This is a genomic window from Buttiauxella sp. BIGb0552 (assembly GCF_004366275.1).
Taxonomy (GTDB): domain Bacteria; phylum Pseudomonadota; class Gammaproteobacteria; order Enterobacterales; family Enterobacteriaceae; genus Buttiauxella; species Buttiauxella gaviniae.
In genome coordinates this window covers 277,930-294,982 of sequence record NZ_SODY01000002.1, presented here as the reverse complement: position 1 = coordinate 294,982, position 17,053 = coordinate 277,930, and the positions used below count along the sequence as shown (strand labels likewise).

Genomic DNA, 17,053 nt, shown 5'->3' with positions numbered 1-17,053 from the left:
ATCATGACCAAGTCAGAATTGATAGAAAGACTTGCAACTCAGCAATCTCACATCCCTGCGAAAGCTGTAGAAGATGCAGTTAAAGAGATGCTGGAGCATATGGCCTCTACTCTCGCCCAAGGTGAGCGTATTGAAATCCGGGGTTTCGGCAGTTTTTCCTTACACTATCGCGCACCTCGCACCGGACGTAACCCTAAAACTGGCGATAAAGTGGATCTGGAAGGCAAATACGTTCCGCACTTTAAACCAGGTAAAGAATTACGTGACCGCGCCAACATTTACGGCAATTAAATCTTCGGATTTGATTCTTAAGAACGGCACCTTCGGGTGCCGTTTTTTTATATCTGAATGGGCTGTTTTCGAGGCCACTCGCAAAACTCTGTAATATTTTTTCATCCAGCATTAAAGCTCTGGAACCCTTCTCGTAGAGTTAAGAACCCCCTACAGACGCCAATACCAGGATGCCTCAAACTCCTTGTAACAAGGAGGTGCATGTGAGGAATCTAACAGGGTTCTGCTTTTGCTCAATTATCGGCATCGCGCCATTAATGTGGTTAGCCGCTATCCCACAATTTCCAGTTATAGCCGCGCTGCTCGCTGCCTCTTTATGCATTGCCTTTATTCCGTACCGCTTAGCGCGTTATGTCGCGTTTATTCTGCTGTGCTTTTGCTGGGCGCTAATCAATGCAAAAGAAAGCCTGGCACCCTTCGAAAAGTGGACAGGCAAACCCGTAACTGTGGAGGCGGTTATGGACCGCAGCGATGGCAAAGAGAATCATGAGTTGAGAATAGTATCGTTGGAAGGGCTAAGAGTTTTCCCATCTGTTGGTATTCGAGTTCGGGGAGAATACTTCCCGAATAGCACATGCGCAGGACAGCGCTGGCGCATGAAAGTGCATCTGCGCCCTGTGCACGGGCAACTCAATGTTGGGGGTTTTGATAGTCAACGCTATGCGCTTGCTCAGCGCCAACCGCTCAGTGCGCGTATTATCTCGGCCCAAAGCGTGACAGGAAGCTGTAATTTGCGTGCCCGTTGGCTTGCTCATGTCACCGCCATAACCCAGTCGTTGCCTTATCAGGGCATCATTCTGGCGCTGGTATTTGGAGAGCGGTCTGGAATGAGCGACGAGCAAAAGAACCTGTTGCGCCAGACGGGAACCGCACATCTGATGGCTATTTCAGGGATGCATATTTCACTGGCAGCGATGATGGGGTGGTTAGTTGCACGTTTAGTGCAACTGAGTTTCCCGGCGCACCGTATTCATTTCAGGTTACCGTTAATCGCCAGTGTTTTCGCCGCAGGGATTTATACCTGGCTTGCAGGAGGAAACCCACCCGCGATAAGGGCATTCATTGGCGTAATCATATGGCTATTGCTCCGGCTAAAAGGCAGAAACTGGTCTGGTTGGGAGGTCTGGCTCTGCTGCATAAGCGGGATTTTGATATCCGACCCACTGACGGTTTTGTCAGATAGCTTTTGGTTATCGGCACTGGCCGTAGCCGCACTGATTTTTTGGTATCAGTGGATACCACTACCTAGAAGCCTGAAGACCGCAAAATGGTTTTATCGATATCCATTAGCCTTATTGCATCTGCAAATTGGCATCATGTTTTTACTGATGCCGCTGCAGATATTAATTTTCCATGGGATGAGTCTTAGCGCATTGATCGCGAACCTATTCGCAGTGCCACTGATTTCATTTGCCGTGGTCCCAGCGTTGCTGGCAGGCCTGGTCATTACCGATATTCCGTGGGCAGGAGAATATCTCTGGTGGGGCGTCGATCGCTTGCTGGCTCTACTTTTCAAGGCTCTTTCTCTGCTGCCTGAAGGTTGGCTGGACGTTGATAAACGGTTTCAGGTTCTGAGTTTGAGTGGTTGGCTAGCTGTTGTTATTCATCGTTTAGCCTTGTGGCGCAGTTCGTGCCTGTCAATAATGGCTCTGATGGTGTCATTGGTTATGCCCACTTTGCGAACAGAAGAAAAAGATGGTTCGTGGCAAGTCACTATGCTGGACGTAGGGCATGGGCTGGCAATTGCTATTGTCCGGCAGGGAAAAGTATTTCTGTACGATACCGGCAACGCCTGGCCTGACGGTGACGTAGGCCAGCAAATTATTATTCCCTGGTTGCGCTGGCACCATTTATCGCTCGAACAAGTGGTCATCAGTCATGAACATCTTGACCACCGTGGTGGTTTGCCCAGTTTGCAACGTGCATGGCCAGCACTAAAAATTCGCAGCCCGCTGCGCTGGGAAGGGCATCACTCATGTTTTCAAGGGGATCAATGGCAATGGCAGGGTTTACAATTTACCGTCCAGTGGCCTCCTGCACAGCCAGCCATGAAAGGTAATAATGGTTCATGCGTGGTGATGGTCAGTGACGGTAACGTTCGCATTTTATTAACCGGAGATGTGGAAGCGGAAGCGGAATTAGCTATGCTGAAGAGGCGATGGGGTACCTTATATGCTGATATTATTCAGGTCCCTCATCATGGTAGCCGTACATCTTCGAGTGCACCTTTGTTACGTGCCGTCGCTGGAAGTGCTGCGTTATCTTCTTCATCGCGCTATAACGCCTGGCATTTGCCATCTGCAAAAGTAGTTCAACGTTACCAGTCGCAGGGGTACAAATGGTATGACACCGCGCAATCGGGCCAACTCACTATCGACATAAATAGTGATAAATGGCAAATCAATAGCTTCAGAGCACAAATTTCACCCCGTTGGTATCATCAGTGGTTTGGTGTATCTCGGGATAATGGGTAGAATATGCGGCTATTTCATCAAATGCTGGTTCGACTTAATGCAGAACGATAAAGATCTCTCCACATTGCAGACCTTCCGCCGTCTATGGCCGATGATTGCGCCTTTTAAAGCTGGTCTGATCGTGGCTGGGATTGCGTTAATCCTCAACGCAGCCAGCGATACGTTTATGTTATCGCTGCTCAAACCGTTACTGGATGATGGTTTTGGTAAAACGGATAAATCCGTTTTGTTATGGATGCCACTGGTTGTCATCGGGCTTATGGTGATGCGCGGTATCACAAGCTATGTCTCAAGCTACTGCATTTCCTGGGTTTCAGGGCAGGTAGTAATGAACATGCGTCGTCGCTTGTTCAGCCATATGATGGGAATGCCAGTTTCGTTCTTTGATCAACAGTCCACAGGTACACTGCTTTCCCGTATTACCTACGACTCTGAACAAGTTGCGTCATCTTCATCTAGCGCATTGATAACAGTTGTACGTGAAGGCGCCTCCATCATTGGCCTATTCGTGCTGATGTTCTGGTATAGCTGGCAGCTTTCGCTGATCCTGATAGTCCTTGCGCCTATCGTTTCCTTTGCTATTCGCATGGTCTCCAAACGTTTCCGTAATATCAGCAAAAATATGCAAAACACGATGGGGCAGGTAACGACCAGTGCAGAGCAGATGCTGAAAGGCCACAAAGAAGTATTGATTTTTGGCGGTCAGGAAGTGGAAACCGAGCGTTTCAACAAAGTCAGTAACCGTATGCGTCGCCAGGGTATGAAACTGGTATCTGCTTCGTCTATTTCTGACCCGATTATTCAGCTGATTGCATCTCTGGCGCTGGCGTTCGTGATTTATGCGGCAAGCTTCCCAAGTGTCATGGAAACGCTGACAGCGGGTACTATCACCGTTGTGTTCTCTTCTATGATTGCCCTGATGCGCCCACTGAAATCGCTGACTAACGTCAACGCCCAGTTCCAGCGCGGTATGGCGGCATGCCAGACTCTGTTCTCAATTCTCGATTCCGAGCAAGAGAAAGACGAAGGAACTCGCGTCATTGAACGTGCGAAAGGTGATGTTGCATTCCGTGACGTGACCTTTACCTATCCTGGTCGTGAAATACCTGCTCTGCGTAAAATCGACCTGACCATTCCAGCTGGTAAAACAGTGGCACTGGTGGGGCGTTCCGGCTCAGGTAAATCAACAATCGCCAGCCTGATGACGCGTTTTTACGATATTCAGGAAGGTAGCATTACCATTGATGGCGTAGATATTCGTGAATACACCTTATCTTCTTTGCGTAACCAGGTTGCTCTGGTTTCACAAAACGTCCATTTGTTTAATGACACGATTGCCAACAACATTGCTTACGCACGTACTGAACAGTATAGCCGTAGCGATATCGAGAATGCCGCGCGCATGGCCTACGCCATGGACTTCATCAATAAAATGGAAAATGGCCTCGATACTGTCATTGGTGAAAATGGCGTGTTGCTTTCAGGTGGTCAGCGTCAGCGCATCGCTATTGCCCGTGCATTGTTGCGTGATAGCCCAATCCTGATTCTGGATGAAGCGACCTCTGCGCTGGATACTGAATCAGAACGTGCTATTCAGGCGGCACTTGATGAACTCCAGAAAAACCGTACTTCGCTGGTTATTGCTCACCGCCTATCAACCATCGAACAGGCTGATGAGATCGTGGTTGTTGAAGATGGCCGTATCGTGGAACGTGGCCCACACGCAGAACTGATTGAGCATCGCGGTGTTTACGCGCAATTGCACAGGATGCAATTCGGCCAATGATAGAGCGCATTTGGTCGGGGAAATCTCCTCTCTACCTTTTGCTCTTACCGCTCTCCTGGCTTTATGGCCTGGTGAGCGGTGCTATTCGTCTTAGTTATCGATTAGGTTTTAAAAAAACCTGGTGTGCGCCGGTACCTGTGGTGGTCGTGGGTAACCTGACTGCCGGAGGTAACGGTAAAACGCCGGTTGTTATCTGGCTTGTCGAACAGCTACAGGAGCGCGGAGTTCGCGTTGGTGTTGTTTCTCGCGGTTATGGCGGTAAATCTGAGCATTATCCGTTGTTACTTGACCAGAACACGACGACGTTGCAGGCAGGCGATGAACCCATCCTTATTTATCAACGCACTGGTGCTGCTGTAGCGGTTGCGCCCCGTCGAAATGATGCTGTGCAAATGCTGGTGGAAAAAGTACAGCCACAGCTGATTATTACAGATGACGGCTTGCAGCATTACGCCCTCGGGCGTGATAAAGAAATTGTGGTTGTTGATGGTGTCAGGCGGTTCGGTAACGGCTGGTGGCTTCCTGCCGGTCCAATGCGTGAGAGAACGGGGCGCCTTGCTTCTGTCGATGCAATTATCACCAATGGTGGCAATGCTCAGGCTGGTGAAATAGCCATGACGCTGCGCCCGGGCGATGCGGTTAATTTACTTACTGGTGAGCACCGACCTGTACACACACTGGAAAACGTGGTCGCCATGGCAGGAATTGGCCATCCGCCTCGTTTTTTTGCTACTTTGCAGCAATGTGGCGTGACTCCAGTTAATACGGTTAGCCTCGCAGACCATCAGGCTCTGAGTGAAAGTGATGTGGTTAAATTAGTCCAGCCGGGGCAAACCTTACTGATGACTGAAAAAGATGCAGTTAAATGCCGTGTTTTCGTTACAGGGCACGATAACTGGTGGTATTTGCCGGTCGACGCACATCTTGCACAACCCCAGGCCGACGAATTATTGCAGTTACTATTGGCGCTGGTGCGATAAGTCTACGTTACTGCATCAGCATTTGAGTTTGCTGACGACAGGTATCCTCCATGTCTGTACCGCAACTGACTTTACGTGCCGCACGTCATCTGCACCTTGCGGCACAAGGCTTATTAGTAAAGCCTCGTCGCCGTGCTAAACCCGCCGATGTTGTTGCCACTATTTCCCGCATGTCCCTTCTGCAAATTGATACCATCAATATTGTTGCGCGCAGCCCTTACCTGGTGCTGTTCAGCCGATTAGGCAGTTACCCACAAACCTGGCTTGATGATGCGCTGGTGAATGGTTATTTGATGGAGTATTGGGCGCATGAAGCCTGTTTTTTACCGAGAAAAGATTTTTCGCTGATACGCCACCGCATGCTCAATCCCGAAAAAATGGGCTGGAAATACCGCGCGGAATGGATGGTGGTGCACGCCGATGAGATCGAAAAACTCTTAACACACATCGAGATCAATGGCCCGGTGCGTTCTGTCGATTTTGAGCACCCTCGCAAAGGTGCCAGCGGCTGGTGGGAATGGAAACCGCATAAAAAGCATCTTGAAGGCCTGTTTACCGCAGGGAAAGTGATGGTGGTCGAGCGCCGCAATTTCCAGCGTGTATACGATCTTACCTCACGGGTGATGCCGAACTGGAATGACGATTTGCACCTCATACAGCAAGCCGATGCCGAACAGCAAATGCTGGAAAACAGCGCGCGCAGCCTTGGCATTTTTCGTACTGAATGGCTGGCTGATTATTATCGCCTGAAGCATGTCTCAATCAAGCCACTGCTAGCTCAATGGCAGGTAAAGGGCATCGTCATTCCCGTTGATGTCGAGGGAATTGGCGAAATGTGGTTGCACCGCGATCTATGGCCTTTGCTGGAAAAAGCTGAGAAAAATACCCTGCGCGCCACTCATAGTGCGGTGCTATCGCCGTTCGATCCTGTCGTCTGGGACCGCAAGCGTGCAGAAGTGCTGTTTAACTTCTCTTATCGCCTCGAATGTTATACCCCGGCGATTAAGCGCAAGTTCGGATATTTTGTCCTGCCGCTGTTACATCAAGGCGCGTTGGTGGGAAGAATGGACGCCAAAATGCATCGCAAGAGTGACGAGCTGGAAATTATCAGTCTCTATCTTGAAGAAGGTATTAAGCCTGAGCAATCATTGATTAACGGCTTACACAAGGCACTAAACGATTTTGCTCATTGGCAGGGTGCAACCTTGATTCGCCTCGGGAATATTCCCGCCACGTTAGCGGCATCCTGGGGTGAAGGCTGGGAAATTAGCCCGGAGAGCGAGTAAGTTATGTTATTCTGCTGCCTTTGATGGCAGCCATTCTGGAGTAACCATGGATCATCGATTACTTGAAATCATTGCTTGTCCTGTTTGTAACGGCAAGCTCTACTTTAATCAGGAAAAGCAGGAGCTTATCTGCAAACCTGATCATCTGGCGTTTCCACTGCGCGATGGTATTCCAGTGCTGCTGGAGACTGAAGCTCGAGTTCTGACCTCTGACGAGAAAAATCCATGAGTTTTGTGGCCATAATTCCTGCTCGCTACGCGTCTACACGCTTGCCGGGAAAACCGCTAAAAGATATCAATGGCAAACCGATGGTCGTTCACGTTATGGAACGTGCTCGCGAATCGGGTGCTGAACGTATCATTGTGGCAACCGATCATGAGGATGTTGCTCGTGCAGTGGAAGCCGCGGGCGGCGAAGTTTGTATGACTCGCGCTGATCATCAGTCCGGCACCGAGCGTCTTGCTGAAGTCATTGAAAAATGCGGTTTTAGCGATGACACCGTGATTGTGAATGTGCAGGGCGATGAGCCAATGATCCCACCGGCGATCATTAGCCAGGTTGCCAGCAATCTTGCGAACAGTCAGGCGGGTATGGCAACGCTTGCTGTGCCAATCGACTCCGCTGAAGAAGCGTTTAACCCGAATGCAGTAAAAGTGGTGATGGATGCGCAGGGTTACGCGCTCTATTTCTCTCGTGCGACCATTCCATGGGACAGAGACCGCTTTGCACAATCGCGTGAACAGATCGGTGATTCCCTTTTACGTCACATCGGTATCTACGGCTATCGCGCAGGTTTCATCCGCCGCTACGTGACCTGGGAGCCAAGCCAGCTTGAGCAAATCGAAATGCTCGAACAGTTGCGCGTACTGTGGAATGGTGAAAAAATCCATGTTGCGGTTGCGAAAGAAGTCCCGAGTATTGGTGTTGATACGCCGGAAGATTTAGAACGTGTACGACAAGCGATGATTTAATCTGCAGGTATCAATGCTTAGAAAAAAACCGGTGCTGAGCGCCGGTTTTTTATTATCTGAAGGCATATTGATCTGAGGTGATGACAACTTTCGTGCGCAGGCTCATTATAAAACCACCAGTGTTGTCAGGGGTAATGAGTCATGGAGTTGCTACGCAAGGAATTGAGTCATCTGCTGGGTGAAAAACTAAGCCGGATTGAATGTATCAATGAACAGCCAAATAGCACCTTGTGGTCGCTGTATGACAGTGACGGCAATGCGATGTCATTGCTGGCTAAAAGTTTTAGTACTCCGGGGCTCGCAGCTCAGCTAGCCTGGAAAATATCCATGCTAGCGCGTTCCGGAACGATTCGCATGCCTGTGGTTTATGGCGTGGTGACTCATGACGAGACGCCGGGGCCAGATGTGCTGTTAATGGAGCGTCTACGGGGTGTTCCTGTTGAAGCGCCAACTCGCACCCCCGATCGTTGGGATCATCTAAAAGATCAAATTGTTGAAGGGCTTCTCGCCTGGCATCGCGTCGATAGCCGTGGATGTGTCGGCAACGTCGACAACACACAAGAAAATATCTGGCCATCATGGTATCGGCAGCATGTTGAAACATTGTGGGCAACCATCAATCAATACCCCAATAATGGCCTGACGATGCAAGACAGGCGCATTTTATTCCGCACCCGCGAGTGTTTGCCGCGTTTATTCGAAGACTTTAACGACAACTGTGTACTGGTGCATGGCAACTTTACGCTTAGCAGTATGTTAAAAGATGGGCGTAGCGATCAGCTTCTGGCGATCGTCAATCCTGGAACCATGCTTTGGGCGCCGCGTGAATATGAAATATTTCGTTTGTTTGAGCCCGGCCAGTCAGAAAGCCTGCTGTGGCATTATTTACAACGAGCTCCGGTTGCGGAGTCATTTCTGTGGCGACGTTGGTTGTATATTCTGTGGGATGGCGTAGCGCAATTACTACAGACGGGCCGACTTAATCGACCCGCCTTCGATGTGGCTGCGAAAAACTTACTTCCCTGGATCGCCTGACGGCCCTTTCAACCACTGCCATATGCGACCGAGGGTTTCGTAGCCAACACGGTCGCTATGCATTAACCAAATTGGCGATGGAATTATGCGCTCCCAAGGATTTAGCGGTGATTCAATTGCCAATTGGTTAGCTGGTGCAGGAATAGGGTGCAAACCGGCATTGCGGAAGAAAATCATCGTCCTTGGTAGGTGGGAAGCTGAAGTCACCAATAAGAATGGTTGCTGGCCAATCGTTTTTGCCACCGCAGCGGCTTCTTCCTCAGTATCTTTTGGTTCATCAAGGGTAATTATTTGCGAGCGCGGTACACCTAAACTTTCGGCAACTCGCGCACCCGCTTCAGCGGTACTCACCGGGTTGGTCATTGCTCTGGCGCCCGTGAAGATCATTTTCGCACCTGGATTTGCCTGCCATAAGCGCACCCCTTCGGCCAGACGAGGCAAACTATTGCTAATGAGATTGGAACTTGGTGCCCATTCTGGGTTCCATGTATAGCCGCCGCCGAGTACCACGATATAGTCCACTTTCTCAGAACCACGCCAGGTTGGGTAGGTATCTTCTATGGGTTTGAGCATTTTGTCGGCCACCGGTTGCAGGCTAATTAGCAGTAAAACTAACCAGCTCACGCTTAATAGCGCTTTGGCGCTTTTTTGCCAACGAGTGAACCACAACAAGCAAAGTGCCACCCCCATCATCAATAATAAAAAAGGGAGAGGCAGCAGTAGCCCACCAATAAATTTTTTCAGGATAAAAAGCATGAATTATGGGTCCTTTTTAGCCATATAGTAGGCAAACGCTGGTGATATTACACCAGACGGGTTCATTCCTGGCGCAGCTGTGCCAAAATACCCACTTTCTCGTATGAACCCTTTTCCCCCATGGAGCCGTACCCGTGCGTGACCGCAATTTTGATGATATTGCTGAGAAGTTCTCACGCAACATTTACGGTACAACCAAAGGACAGCTCCGCCAAGCCATCTTATGGCAAGACCTTGATGCTTTGCTGGCAACCATGCCTGAAAAAATCCGCGTTTTGGATGCGGGTGGCGGCGAAGGGCAAACGGCGTGTGGTCTTGCGCAGCGGGGCCACGAAGTTCTGCTTTGTGATGTTTCCGCTGAGATGATTTCCCGGGCTCAGGCTCAGGCCGAAGAGAAAGGTGTGAGCGACAACATGCATTTCGTTCATTCCTCCGCTCAAGATATTGGCCAACATTTGGAAAAACCGGTTGATCTGATATTGTTTCACGCGGTGCTGGAATGGGTCGTAGATCCGCAAGCCGTACTCAAAACATTATGGGATTGCCTTGCACCCGGCGGTGCATTATCCCTGATGTTCTACAATGCTAACGGCTTGCTGATGCGGAACATGTTTGTCGGCAACTTTGAATATGTTCTTCAGGGTATGAAAAAGAACAAACGGAAAACGCTTTCGCCTGACAATCCGCTACAGCCAGAACAGGTCTATCACTGGCTGGAGCAAATTGGCTGGCAGATTACCGGTAAAACCGGTGTGCGAGTATTCCACGATTACTTGCGTGATAAGCATAAACAACACGATGGTTTTGAGAATTTGCTTGAACTGGAAACGCGTTATTGCCGCCAGGAACCTTTTGTTAGCCTCGGCCGCTATATCCACGTGACAGCAATCAAGCCGCTTGAGCCAAGGAAAAATTATGAGTGATGTTTCCCAGACAGTGCCGGAGCTGGTTGCCTGGGCCAGGAAAAATGACTACTCGATTTCGCTACCTACAGAGCGTCTGACGTTTCTGTTGGCGATCGCGACCCTAAACGGTGAGCGGCTAGACGGCGAAATGAGTGAAGGCGAGCTGATTGACGCTTTCCGTTACGTGAGCGAAGGCTTTGATCAGACCAGCGAAACAATTAACGTTCGTGCCAACAACGCCATCAATGACATGGTGCGCCAGCGTTTGATCAACCGTTTCGTCAGTGAAATCAATGAAGGCAATGCCATTTATCGCCTTACGCCCCTCGGTATTGGCATTACCGATTACTACATCCGCCAGCGTGAGTTTTCAACGCTGCGTTTATCTATGCAATTGTCGATAGTTGCAGGCGAATTGAAACGTGCAGCCGACTCTGCGGATGAAGGCGGTGATGAGTTCCACTGGCACCGCAACGTTTTCGCGCCATTGAAATATTCCGTCGCCGAGATTTTTGACAGCATCGATCTCACACAGCGCATCATGGATGAACACCAGCAACAGGTTAAAGATGATATCGCGCAACTGCTGAACAAAGACTGGCGTGCGGCCATCTCCAGCTGCGAAATGCTGTTGTCGGAAACTTCTGGCACGTTGCGTGAGTTGCAGGACACCCTGGAAGCTGCGGGCGATAAATTGCAGGCAAATTTATTGCGTATTCAAGATTCGATTCTGGGCCGCGACGATCTGCACTTTGTTGACCGTCTGGTGTTTGATCTGCAAAGCAAACTCGACCGCATCGTCAGTTGGGGCCAGCAGGCTATCGACCTGTGGATTGGCTATGACCGCCATGTTCATAAATTCATTCGTACCGCCATCGATATGGATAAAAACCGCGTCTTTGCGCAACGCCTGCGTGTGTCGGTTCAAAACTATTTCGATGCGCCATGGGCTCTGACCTACGCTAACGCCGATCGTCTGCTGGATATGCGCGATGAAGAAATGACGTTGCGTGACGATGAAGTTATGGGCGAACTGCCAAGTGATCTGGAATTTGAAGAGTTCAATGAAATCCGTGAACAACTCGCCGCAATGATCGAGGCTGCACTTCAGGTCTACAAAACCAGACAAGTGCCACTAGATTTAGGCGTTGTCATGCGGGACTATCTGGCGCAATACCCACGCGCACGCCATTTTGATGTGGCGAGAATCGTAGTCGACCAGGCAGTACGTCTGGGTGTGGCTGAAGCAGACTTTACTGGCTTGCCGCCACAGTGGCAGGCAATTAACGATTACGGAGCCAAGGTACAGGCGCATGTCATCAACAAATATTGAAAAAGTGATGCCAGTAAAACTGGCACAGGCGTTGGCCAATCCGTTATTTCCAGCACTCGATAGCCAACTGCGCGCAGGTCGCCATGTTGGGCTCGATGAACTGGATAATCATGCTTATTTGATGGACTTCCAGGATGAACTGGAAGAGTTCTATACCCGTTATAACGTGGAGTTGATTCGCGCGCCGGAAGGTTTCTTCTATTTGCGTCCGCGCTCCACCACATTGATCCCGCGCTCAGTGCTATCTGAGCTGGACATGATGGTGGGTAAGATTCTCTGTTACCTCTATTTGAGTCCGGAACGTCTGGCGAACGAAGGTATTTTTACGCAGGCTGAGCTGTACGATGAGCTGCTGACGCTTGCGGATGAAAACAAGCTGCTTAAGCTTGTGAATAACCGTTCTACTGGCTCAGATCTTGACCGTCAAAAGCTGCAAGAAAAAGTCCGTGCCTCATTAACGCGTTTACGCCGTCTTGGTATGATCTGGTTTATGGGCCATGACAGCAGCAAATTCCGCATTACCGAATCAGTATTCCGCTTTGGTGCCGATGTACGTGCTGGCGACGATGCGCGTGAAGCGCAACTCCGCATGATCCGTGATGGTGAAGCGATGCCGGTAGAGACTCGTTTGCAACTCAATGATGAAACTGAAGAGTCGCAATTGGCTTCAGATAACGCGGAGGATGAACAGGAATGATTGAACGCGGTAAGTTTCGCTCACTAACGCTGATTAACTGGAACGGTTTCTTCGCGCGTACTTTTGATTTAGATGAACTGGTGACCACGCTTTCTGGCGGTAATGGTGCCGGTAAATCCACTACTATGGCGGCGTTTGTAACTGCGCTAATCCCGGACTTAACACTGTTGCACTTCCGTAACACCACCGAAGCGGGGGCTACATCAGGTTCACGTGATAAAGGTCTGCACGGAAAGTTAAAAGCTGGTGTCTGCTACTCCTTGCTCGATGTGGTCAACTCACGTAATCAGCGTGTTGTGGTCGGTGTGCGTCTGCAACAAGTGGCTGGCCGCGACCGTAAAGTCGATATTAAGCCGTTTGCGATTCAAGGTTTACCGTCCTCTATTCAGCCGACTCAGTTGCTGACGGAAACGCTAAACGAACGTCAGGCTCGCGTTCTGAGTCTGCAAGAACTGAAAGATAAAGTGGAAGCCATCGAAGGCGTTCAATTTAAACAGTTCAACTCGATTACTGATTACCACTCGCTGATGTTCGATTTGGGTATTGTCGCGCGTCGTCTGCGCAGTGCCTCGGACCGTAGCAAGTACTATCGCCTGATTGAAGCCTCGCTGTATGGCGGGATTTCCAGTGCCATTACTCGTTCACTGCGTGACTACCTGTTGCCAGAAAACGGCGGTGTGCGTAAAGCCTTCCAGGATATGGAAGCGGCTTTGCGTGAAAACCGTATGACGCTTGAAGCGATTCGCGTCACCCAGTCTGACCGTGACCTGTTTAAGCATTTGATTTCTGAAGCCACCAACTATGTGGCTGCGGACTACATGCGTCATGCCAACGAACGCCGCATTCATTTAGATAAGGCGCTCGAATTCCGCCGTGAATTGTTGACCAGCCGTAAGCAACTGGCTGCTGAACAATACAAACATGTCGAGATGGCGCGTGAGCTTGCTGAACACAGCGGCTCGGAAGGGGATCTGGAAACAGATTACCAGGCGGCCAGTGACCACCTGAATCTGGTGCAAACGGCGATTCGCCAGCAGGAAAAAATCGAGCGTTACGAAGCTGATCTCGATGAACTGCAGATGCGCCTCGAAGAACAAAATGAAATTGTTGCCGAAGCCTCAGAGCAGCAAGAAGAGAACGAAGCCCGCGTGGAAGCTGCCGAGCTGGAAGTCGACGAGCTGAAAAACCAACTGGCCGATTACCAGCAAGCACTTGATGTGCAGCAGACGCGTGCTATTCAATACCAGCAAGCATTGCAAGCACTTGAACGCGCGCGTGCGCTTTGTCACTTGCCAGATTTGACTGCTGAAAGCGCGGAAGAGTGGCTGGAAACATTCCAGGCGAAAGAGCAGGAAACAACTGAAAAACTTCTGACACTTGAGCAGAAAATGAGTGTGGCACAAACGGCGCATAGCCAGTTTGAGCATGCTTATCAGCTAGTCACTGCTATTAATGGTCCAGTGAGCCGTAGTGAAGCCTGGAATGTTGCGCGTGAATTACTACGTGACAGCAATAACCAGCGTCACCTGATGGAACAAGTTCAGCCGCTCAGAGCGCGCCTTAATGAACTTGAACAACGCCTGCGCGAACAGCAAGAAGCCGAACGCATGTTTGCTGAGTTCTGCAAGCGTCAGGGCAAACACTTCGATCCTGAAGATTTGGAAGTGTTGCACGAAGAACTTTCTGAACGCATCGAGACATTACAGCAACGCGTTTCTGACGCCAGCGACCAGCGTGCCAACTTGCGTCAGGAACAAGAGCAGATTCAGTCTCGTATTAAACGCCTCCAAAGCCGCGCGCCAATCTGGCTTGCGGCACAAACCAGCCTCACACAGTTGTGCGAGCAGAGCCATGAGCAGTTTGAAAGCAGCCAGCAAGTTACTGAATACATGCAGCAACTGCTTGAGCGTGAGCGTGAAGTTACGGTTGAGCGTGATGAAGTTGGTGCGCGTAAACGTGCTATCGACGATGAAATTGAACGTCTTAGCCAACCTGGTGGCGCTGAAGATCCACGTTTAAATGCCTTGGCTGAACGCTTTGACGGCGTGTTGTTGTCAGAGATTTATGACGACATTAGCATCGATGACGCACCGTACTTCTCTGCGTTGTATGGCCCATCGCGTCACGCAATCGTGGTGCCAGATTTGTCACTGGTTCGTGATCAACTGGATAATCTCGAAGATTGCCCGGAAGACCTGTATCTGATTGAAGGGGACCCATCTTCATTCGATGACAGCGTGTTTACCGTTGAAGAGCTTAATGCTGCTGTTCTGGTAAAAACTGCCGAGCGCCAGTGGCGTTATTCTCGTTTGCCAGTGTTGCCTCTGTTTGGCCGTGCAGCACGTGAGAATCGCCTTGAAAACCTCCATGCCGAGCGTGAAACCCTGGCGGAACGTTTCGCGACTTTGTCGTTTGATGTTCAGAAATCTCAGCGTTTACACCAGTCATTTAGCCGCTTTATTGGGCAACATTTGGGTGTGGCATTTGATGATGATCCAGAAGTGGAAATTCGTCAGCTCAACACTCGTCGTGGTGAAGTTGAACGCGCTATCAACAACCACGAAAATGAAAATCAGCAACAGCGTCAGCAATTTGAACAGGCTAAAGAAGGGGTTGATCAACTTAACCGTCTGTTGCCTCGTATCAGTTTGCTCAATGACGAAACTCTGGCCGATCGCTGTGACGAAATTCGTGAACGTCTGGATGAAGCAGATGAAGCTGCGCGTTTCCTCCATCAGTTCGGTAATCAGTTGGTTAAACTCGAAGCTGTGGCTTCGGTATTGCAAAGTGACCCTGAGCAGTTCGAACAGCTAAAAGAAGATTATCAGTACGCGCAACAAGTTCAGCGCGATGCGCGCCAGCAGGCGTTCGCATTGACCGAAGTGGTGCAGCGTCGTGCGCACTTTGGTTACTCTGACTCAGCCGCTATGCTCGATGGCAATAGCGATTTGAATGAAAAACTGCGTAACCGCCTTGAGCATGCTGAAGCTGAGCGTACCCGTTCGCGTGAGGCACTACGTAGCCATGCACAGCAACTGAGTCAGTTCAGCCAGTTAATGGCGTCGTTGAAAAGCTCCTTTGACACCAAAAAAGAGCTGTTAACCGACCTGCATAAAGAGCTGCAGGATATCGGCGTTCGTGCGGATATCGGGGCAGAAGAACGTGCACGCGCCCGCCGAGATGAACTGCACACGGCGTTGAGCAATAACCGTTCACGCCGTAATCAGCTCGAAAAAGCGCTGACCATGTGTGAAGCGGAAATGAACAACCTGATCCGCAAGCTCAAGCAACTTGAGCGCAGCTATTTCGAAATGCGTGAGCATGTTGTCACCGCGAAAGCAGGCTGGTGTGCCGTGATGCGCATGGTGAAAGAAAATGGCGTAGAGCGTCGTTTGCATCGCCGCGAGTTGGCCTATGTCACCGGCGACGAGCTTCGTTCAATCTCGGATAAAGCGTTGGGTGCTTTGCGCCTTGCTGTTGCGGATAACGAACACCTGCGCGATGTGCTTCGTATGTCAGAAGATCCAAAACGACCTGAGCGCAAAATTCAGTTCTTTGTCGCGGTTTATCAGCATCTGCGCGAACGTATTCGTCAGGATATTATCCGTACCGATGATCCTGTCGAAGCTATTGAGCAGATGGAAATTGAGCTGAGCCGTCTGACGGAAGAATTGACCTCTCGTGAGCAAAAACTGGCAATCAGTTCGCGCAGTGCGGCGAACATCATTCGCAAGACGATTCAGCGCGAGCAGAACCGTATCCGTATGCTTAACCAAGGGTTGCAAAGCGTCTCCTTTGGCCAGGTAAACAGCGTGCGTTTAAATGTGAACGTGCGTGAAACGCATGCAACATTACTGGATGTACTGTCAGAACAGCATGAGCAACATCAGGATCTGTTTAACAGCAACCGTCTGACCTTCTCGGAAGCATTAGCGAAACTGTATCAACGCCTGAATCCGCAAATTGATATGGGCCAGCGGACGCCACAAACTATTGGTGAAGAGCTGCTCGATTATCGCAATTACCTGGAAATGGAAGTTGAAGTAAACCGTGGTTCAGATGGCTGGTTGCGTGCGGAAAGTGGCGCATTGTCGACCGGTGAAGCTATCGGTACCGGTATGTCTATACTGGTAATGGTTGTTCAGAGTTGGGAAGAAGAGTCGCGCCGACTGCGTGGTAAAGATATCTCCCCATGCCGTTTACTTTTCCTCGATGAGGCGGCACGACTGGATGCGAAGTCAATTGCTACGTTGTTTGAGCTGTGTGAGCGACTTGAAATGCAACTGATCATTGCAGCGCCAGAGAACATCAGCCCGGAAAAAGGCACCACCTACAAGTTGGTACGTAAGGTTGTTCAGAATCATGAACACGTCCATGTTGTAGGACTCAGGGGCTTTGCACCACCGCCTCCCGAGCCGGTTGCCGGCACAATAGAGGCATCATAAAAATCGCGGGCTACGGCCCGCGTTTTCTTTTCTCAGAATTCTTAATCTTTAATTTTATTTACATTTATACGGGCAAATAATATTCGCTGTTTA

The 17,053-nt window shown here is 50.0% G+C and carries 13 protein-coding genes; 12 read left to right on the top strand and 1 reads right to left on the bottom strand.

The window, feature by feature from the left end:
- Window positions 1-3: 3 nt before the first annotated feature.
- The 8 genes from ihfB (at window position 4) to EDF88_RS06150 (ending at window position 8,824) form a co-directional block, all read left to right on the top strand.
- A complete protein-coding gene (gene ihfB / locus EDF88_RS06185) occupies window positions 4-291 on the top strand; it encodes an integration host factor subunit beta (protein WP_034456367.1) in 288 nt (95 codons plus the stop codon).
- Between the two features lie 203 nt (window positions 292-494).
- Window positions 495-2,765: a ComEC family protein gene (locus tag EDF88_RS06180; RefSeq protein ID WP_279586329.1), complete on the top strand. Its 2,271-nt coding sequence runs from the start codon at window positions 495-497 to the stop codon at window positions 2,763-2,765.
- Between the two features lie 37 nt (window positions 2,766-2,802).
- Window positions 2,803-4,551 carry a lipid A ABC transporter ATP-binding protein/permease MsbA gene (gene msbA / locus EDF88_RS06175; protein ID WP_064517525.1) on the top strand — a complete coding sequence of 583 codons (1,749 nt, stop codon included), beginning with the start codon at window positions 2,803-2,805 and terminating at the stop codon, window positions 4,549-4,551.
- Window positions 4,548-5,531: a tetraacyldisaccharide 4'-kinase gene (gene lpxK / locus EDF88_RS06170; protein WP_134183570.1), complete on the top strand. Its 984-nt coding sequence runs from the start codon at window positions 4,548-4,550 to the stop codon at window positions 5,529-5,531. Before msbA ends, lpxK begins: the two co-directional genes overlap by 4 nt.
- A gap of 50 nt (window positions 5,532-5,581) precedes the next feature.
- On the top strand, window positions 5,582-6,817 hold the full coding sequence (locus EDF88_RS06165) for a winged helix-turn-helix domain-containing protein (protein WP_064517532.1): 1,236 nt from the start codon (window positions 5,582-5,584) through the stop codon (window positions 6,815-6,817).
- Window positions 6,818-6,863: 46 nt separating this feature from the next.
- The gene (gene ycaR, locus EDF88_RS06160) at window positions 6,864-7,046 is read left to right on the top strand and encodes a protein YcaR (protein WP_034456356.1); all 183 of its coding nucleotides are present in this window, start codon (window positions 6,864-6,866) and stop codon (window positions 7,044-7,046) included.
- Entirely contained in the window at window positions 7,043-7,789 is a 747-nt protein-coding gene (kdsB, locus tag EDF88_RS06155; protein WP_064517535.1) for a 3-deoxy-manno-octulosonate cytidylyltransferase, read from the top strand. Before ycaR ends, kdsB begins: the two co-directional genes overlap by 4 nt.
- A 141-nt stretch (window positions 7,790-7,930) precedes the next feature.
- The gene (locus tag EDF88_RS06150; protein ID WP_064517538.1) at window positions 7,931-8,824 is read left to right on the top strand and encodes a YcbJ family phosphotransferase; all 894 of its coding nucleotides are present in this window, start codon (window positions 7,931-7,933) and stop codon (window positions 8,822-8,824) included.
- Here the strand turns inward: EDF88_RS06150 and elyC are convergent.
- Window positions 8,804-9,580: an envelope biogenesis factor ElyC gene (elyC, locus tag EDF88_RS06145; RefSeq protein WP_134183568.1), complete on the bottom strand. Its 777-nt coding sequence runs from the start codon at window positions 9,578-9,580 to the stop codon at window positions 8,804-8,806. The genes EDF88_RS06150 and elyC overlap by 21 nt on opposite strands.
- Window positions 9,581-9,714: 134 nt before the next feature.
- Here elyC and cmoM point away from each other — a divergent pair, with 134 nt between their 5' ends.
- From cmoM to mukB, 4 genes are read left to right on the top strand one after another with little or no spacing between them, the layout of a single operon-like run.
- Window positions 9,715-10,503 carry a tRNA uridine 5-oxyacetic acid(34) methyltransferase CmoM gene (gene cmoM / locus EDF88_RS06140; RefSeq protein WP_064517542.1) on the top strand — a complete coding sequence of 263 codons (789 nt, stop codon included), beginning with the start codon at window positions 9,715-9,717 and terminating at the stop codon, window positions 10,501-10,503.
- A complete protein-coding gene (gene mukF, locus EDF88_RS06135) occupies window positions 10,496-11,818 on the top strand; it encodes a chromosome partition protein MukF (protein WP_064517543.1) in 1,323 nt (440 codons plus the stop codon). Before cmoM ends, mukF begins: the two co-directional genes overlap by 8 nt.
- A complete protein-coding gene (gene mukE / locus EDF88_RS06130) occupies window positions 11,799-12,515 on the top strand; it encodes a chromosome partition protein MukE (RefSeq protein WP_064517544.1) in 717 nt (238 codons plus the stop codon). The genes mukF and mukE overlap by 20 nt, the downstream gene beginning before the upstream one ends.
- Window positions 12,512-16,960, top strand: coding sequence for a chromosome partition protein MukB (mukB, locus tag EDF88_RS06125; RefSeq protein ID WP_134183566.1), 4,449 nt, complete (start codon window positions 12,512-12,514; stop codon window positions 16,958-16,960). The genes mukE and mukB overlap by 4 nt, the downstream gene beginning before the upstream one ends.
- The last annotated feature ends 93 nt before the right edge of the window (window positions 16,961-17,053 follow it).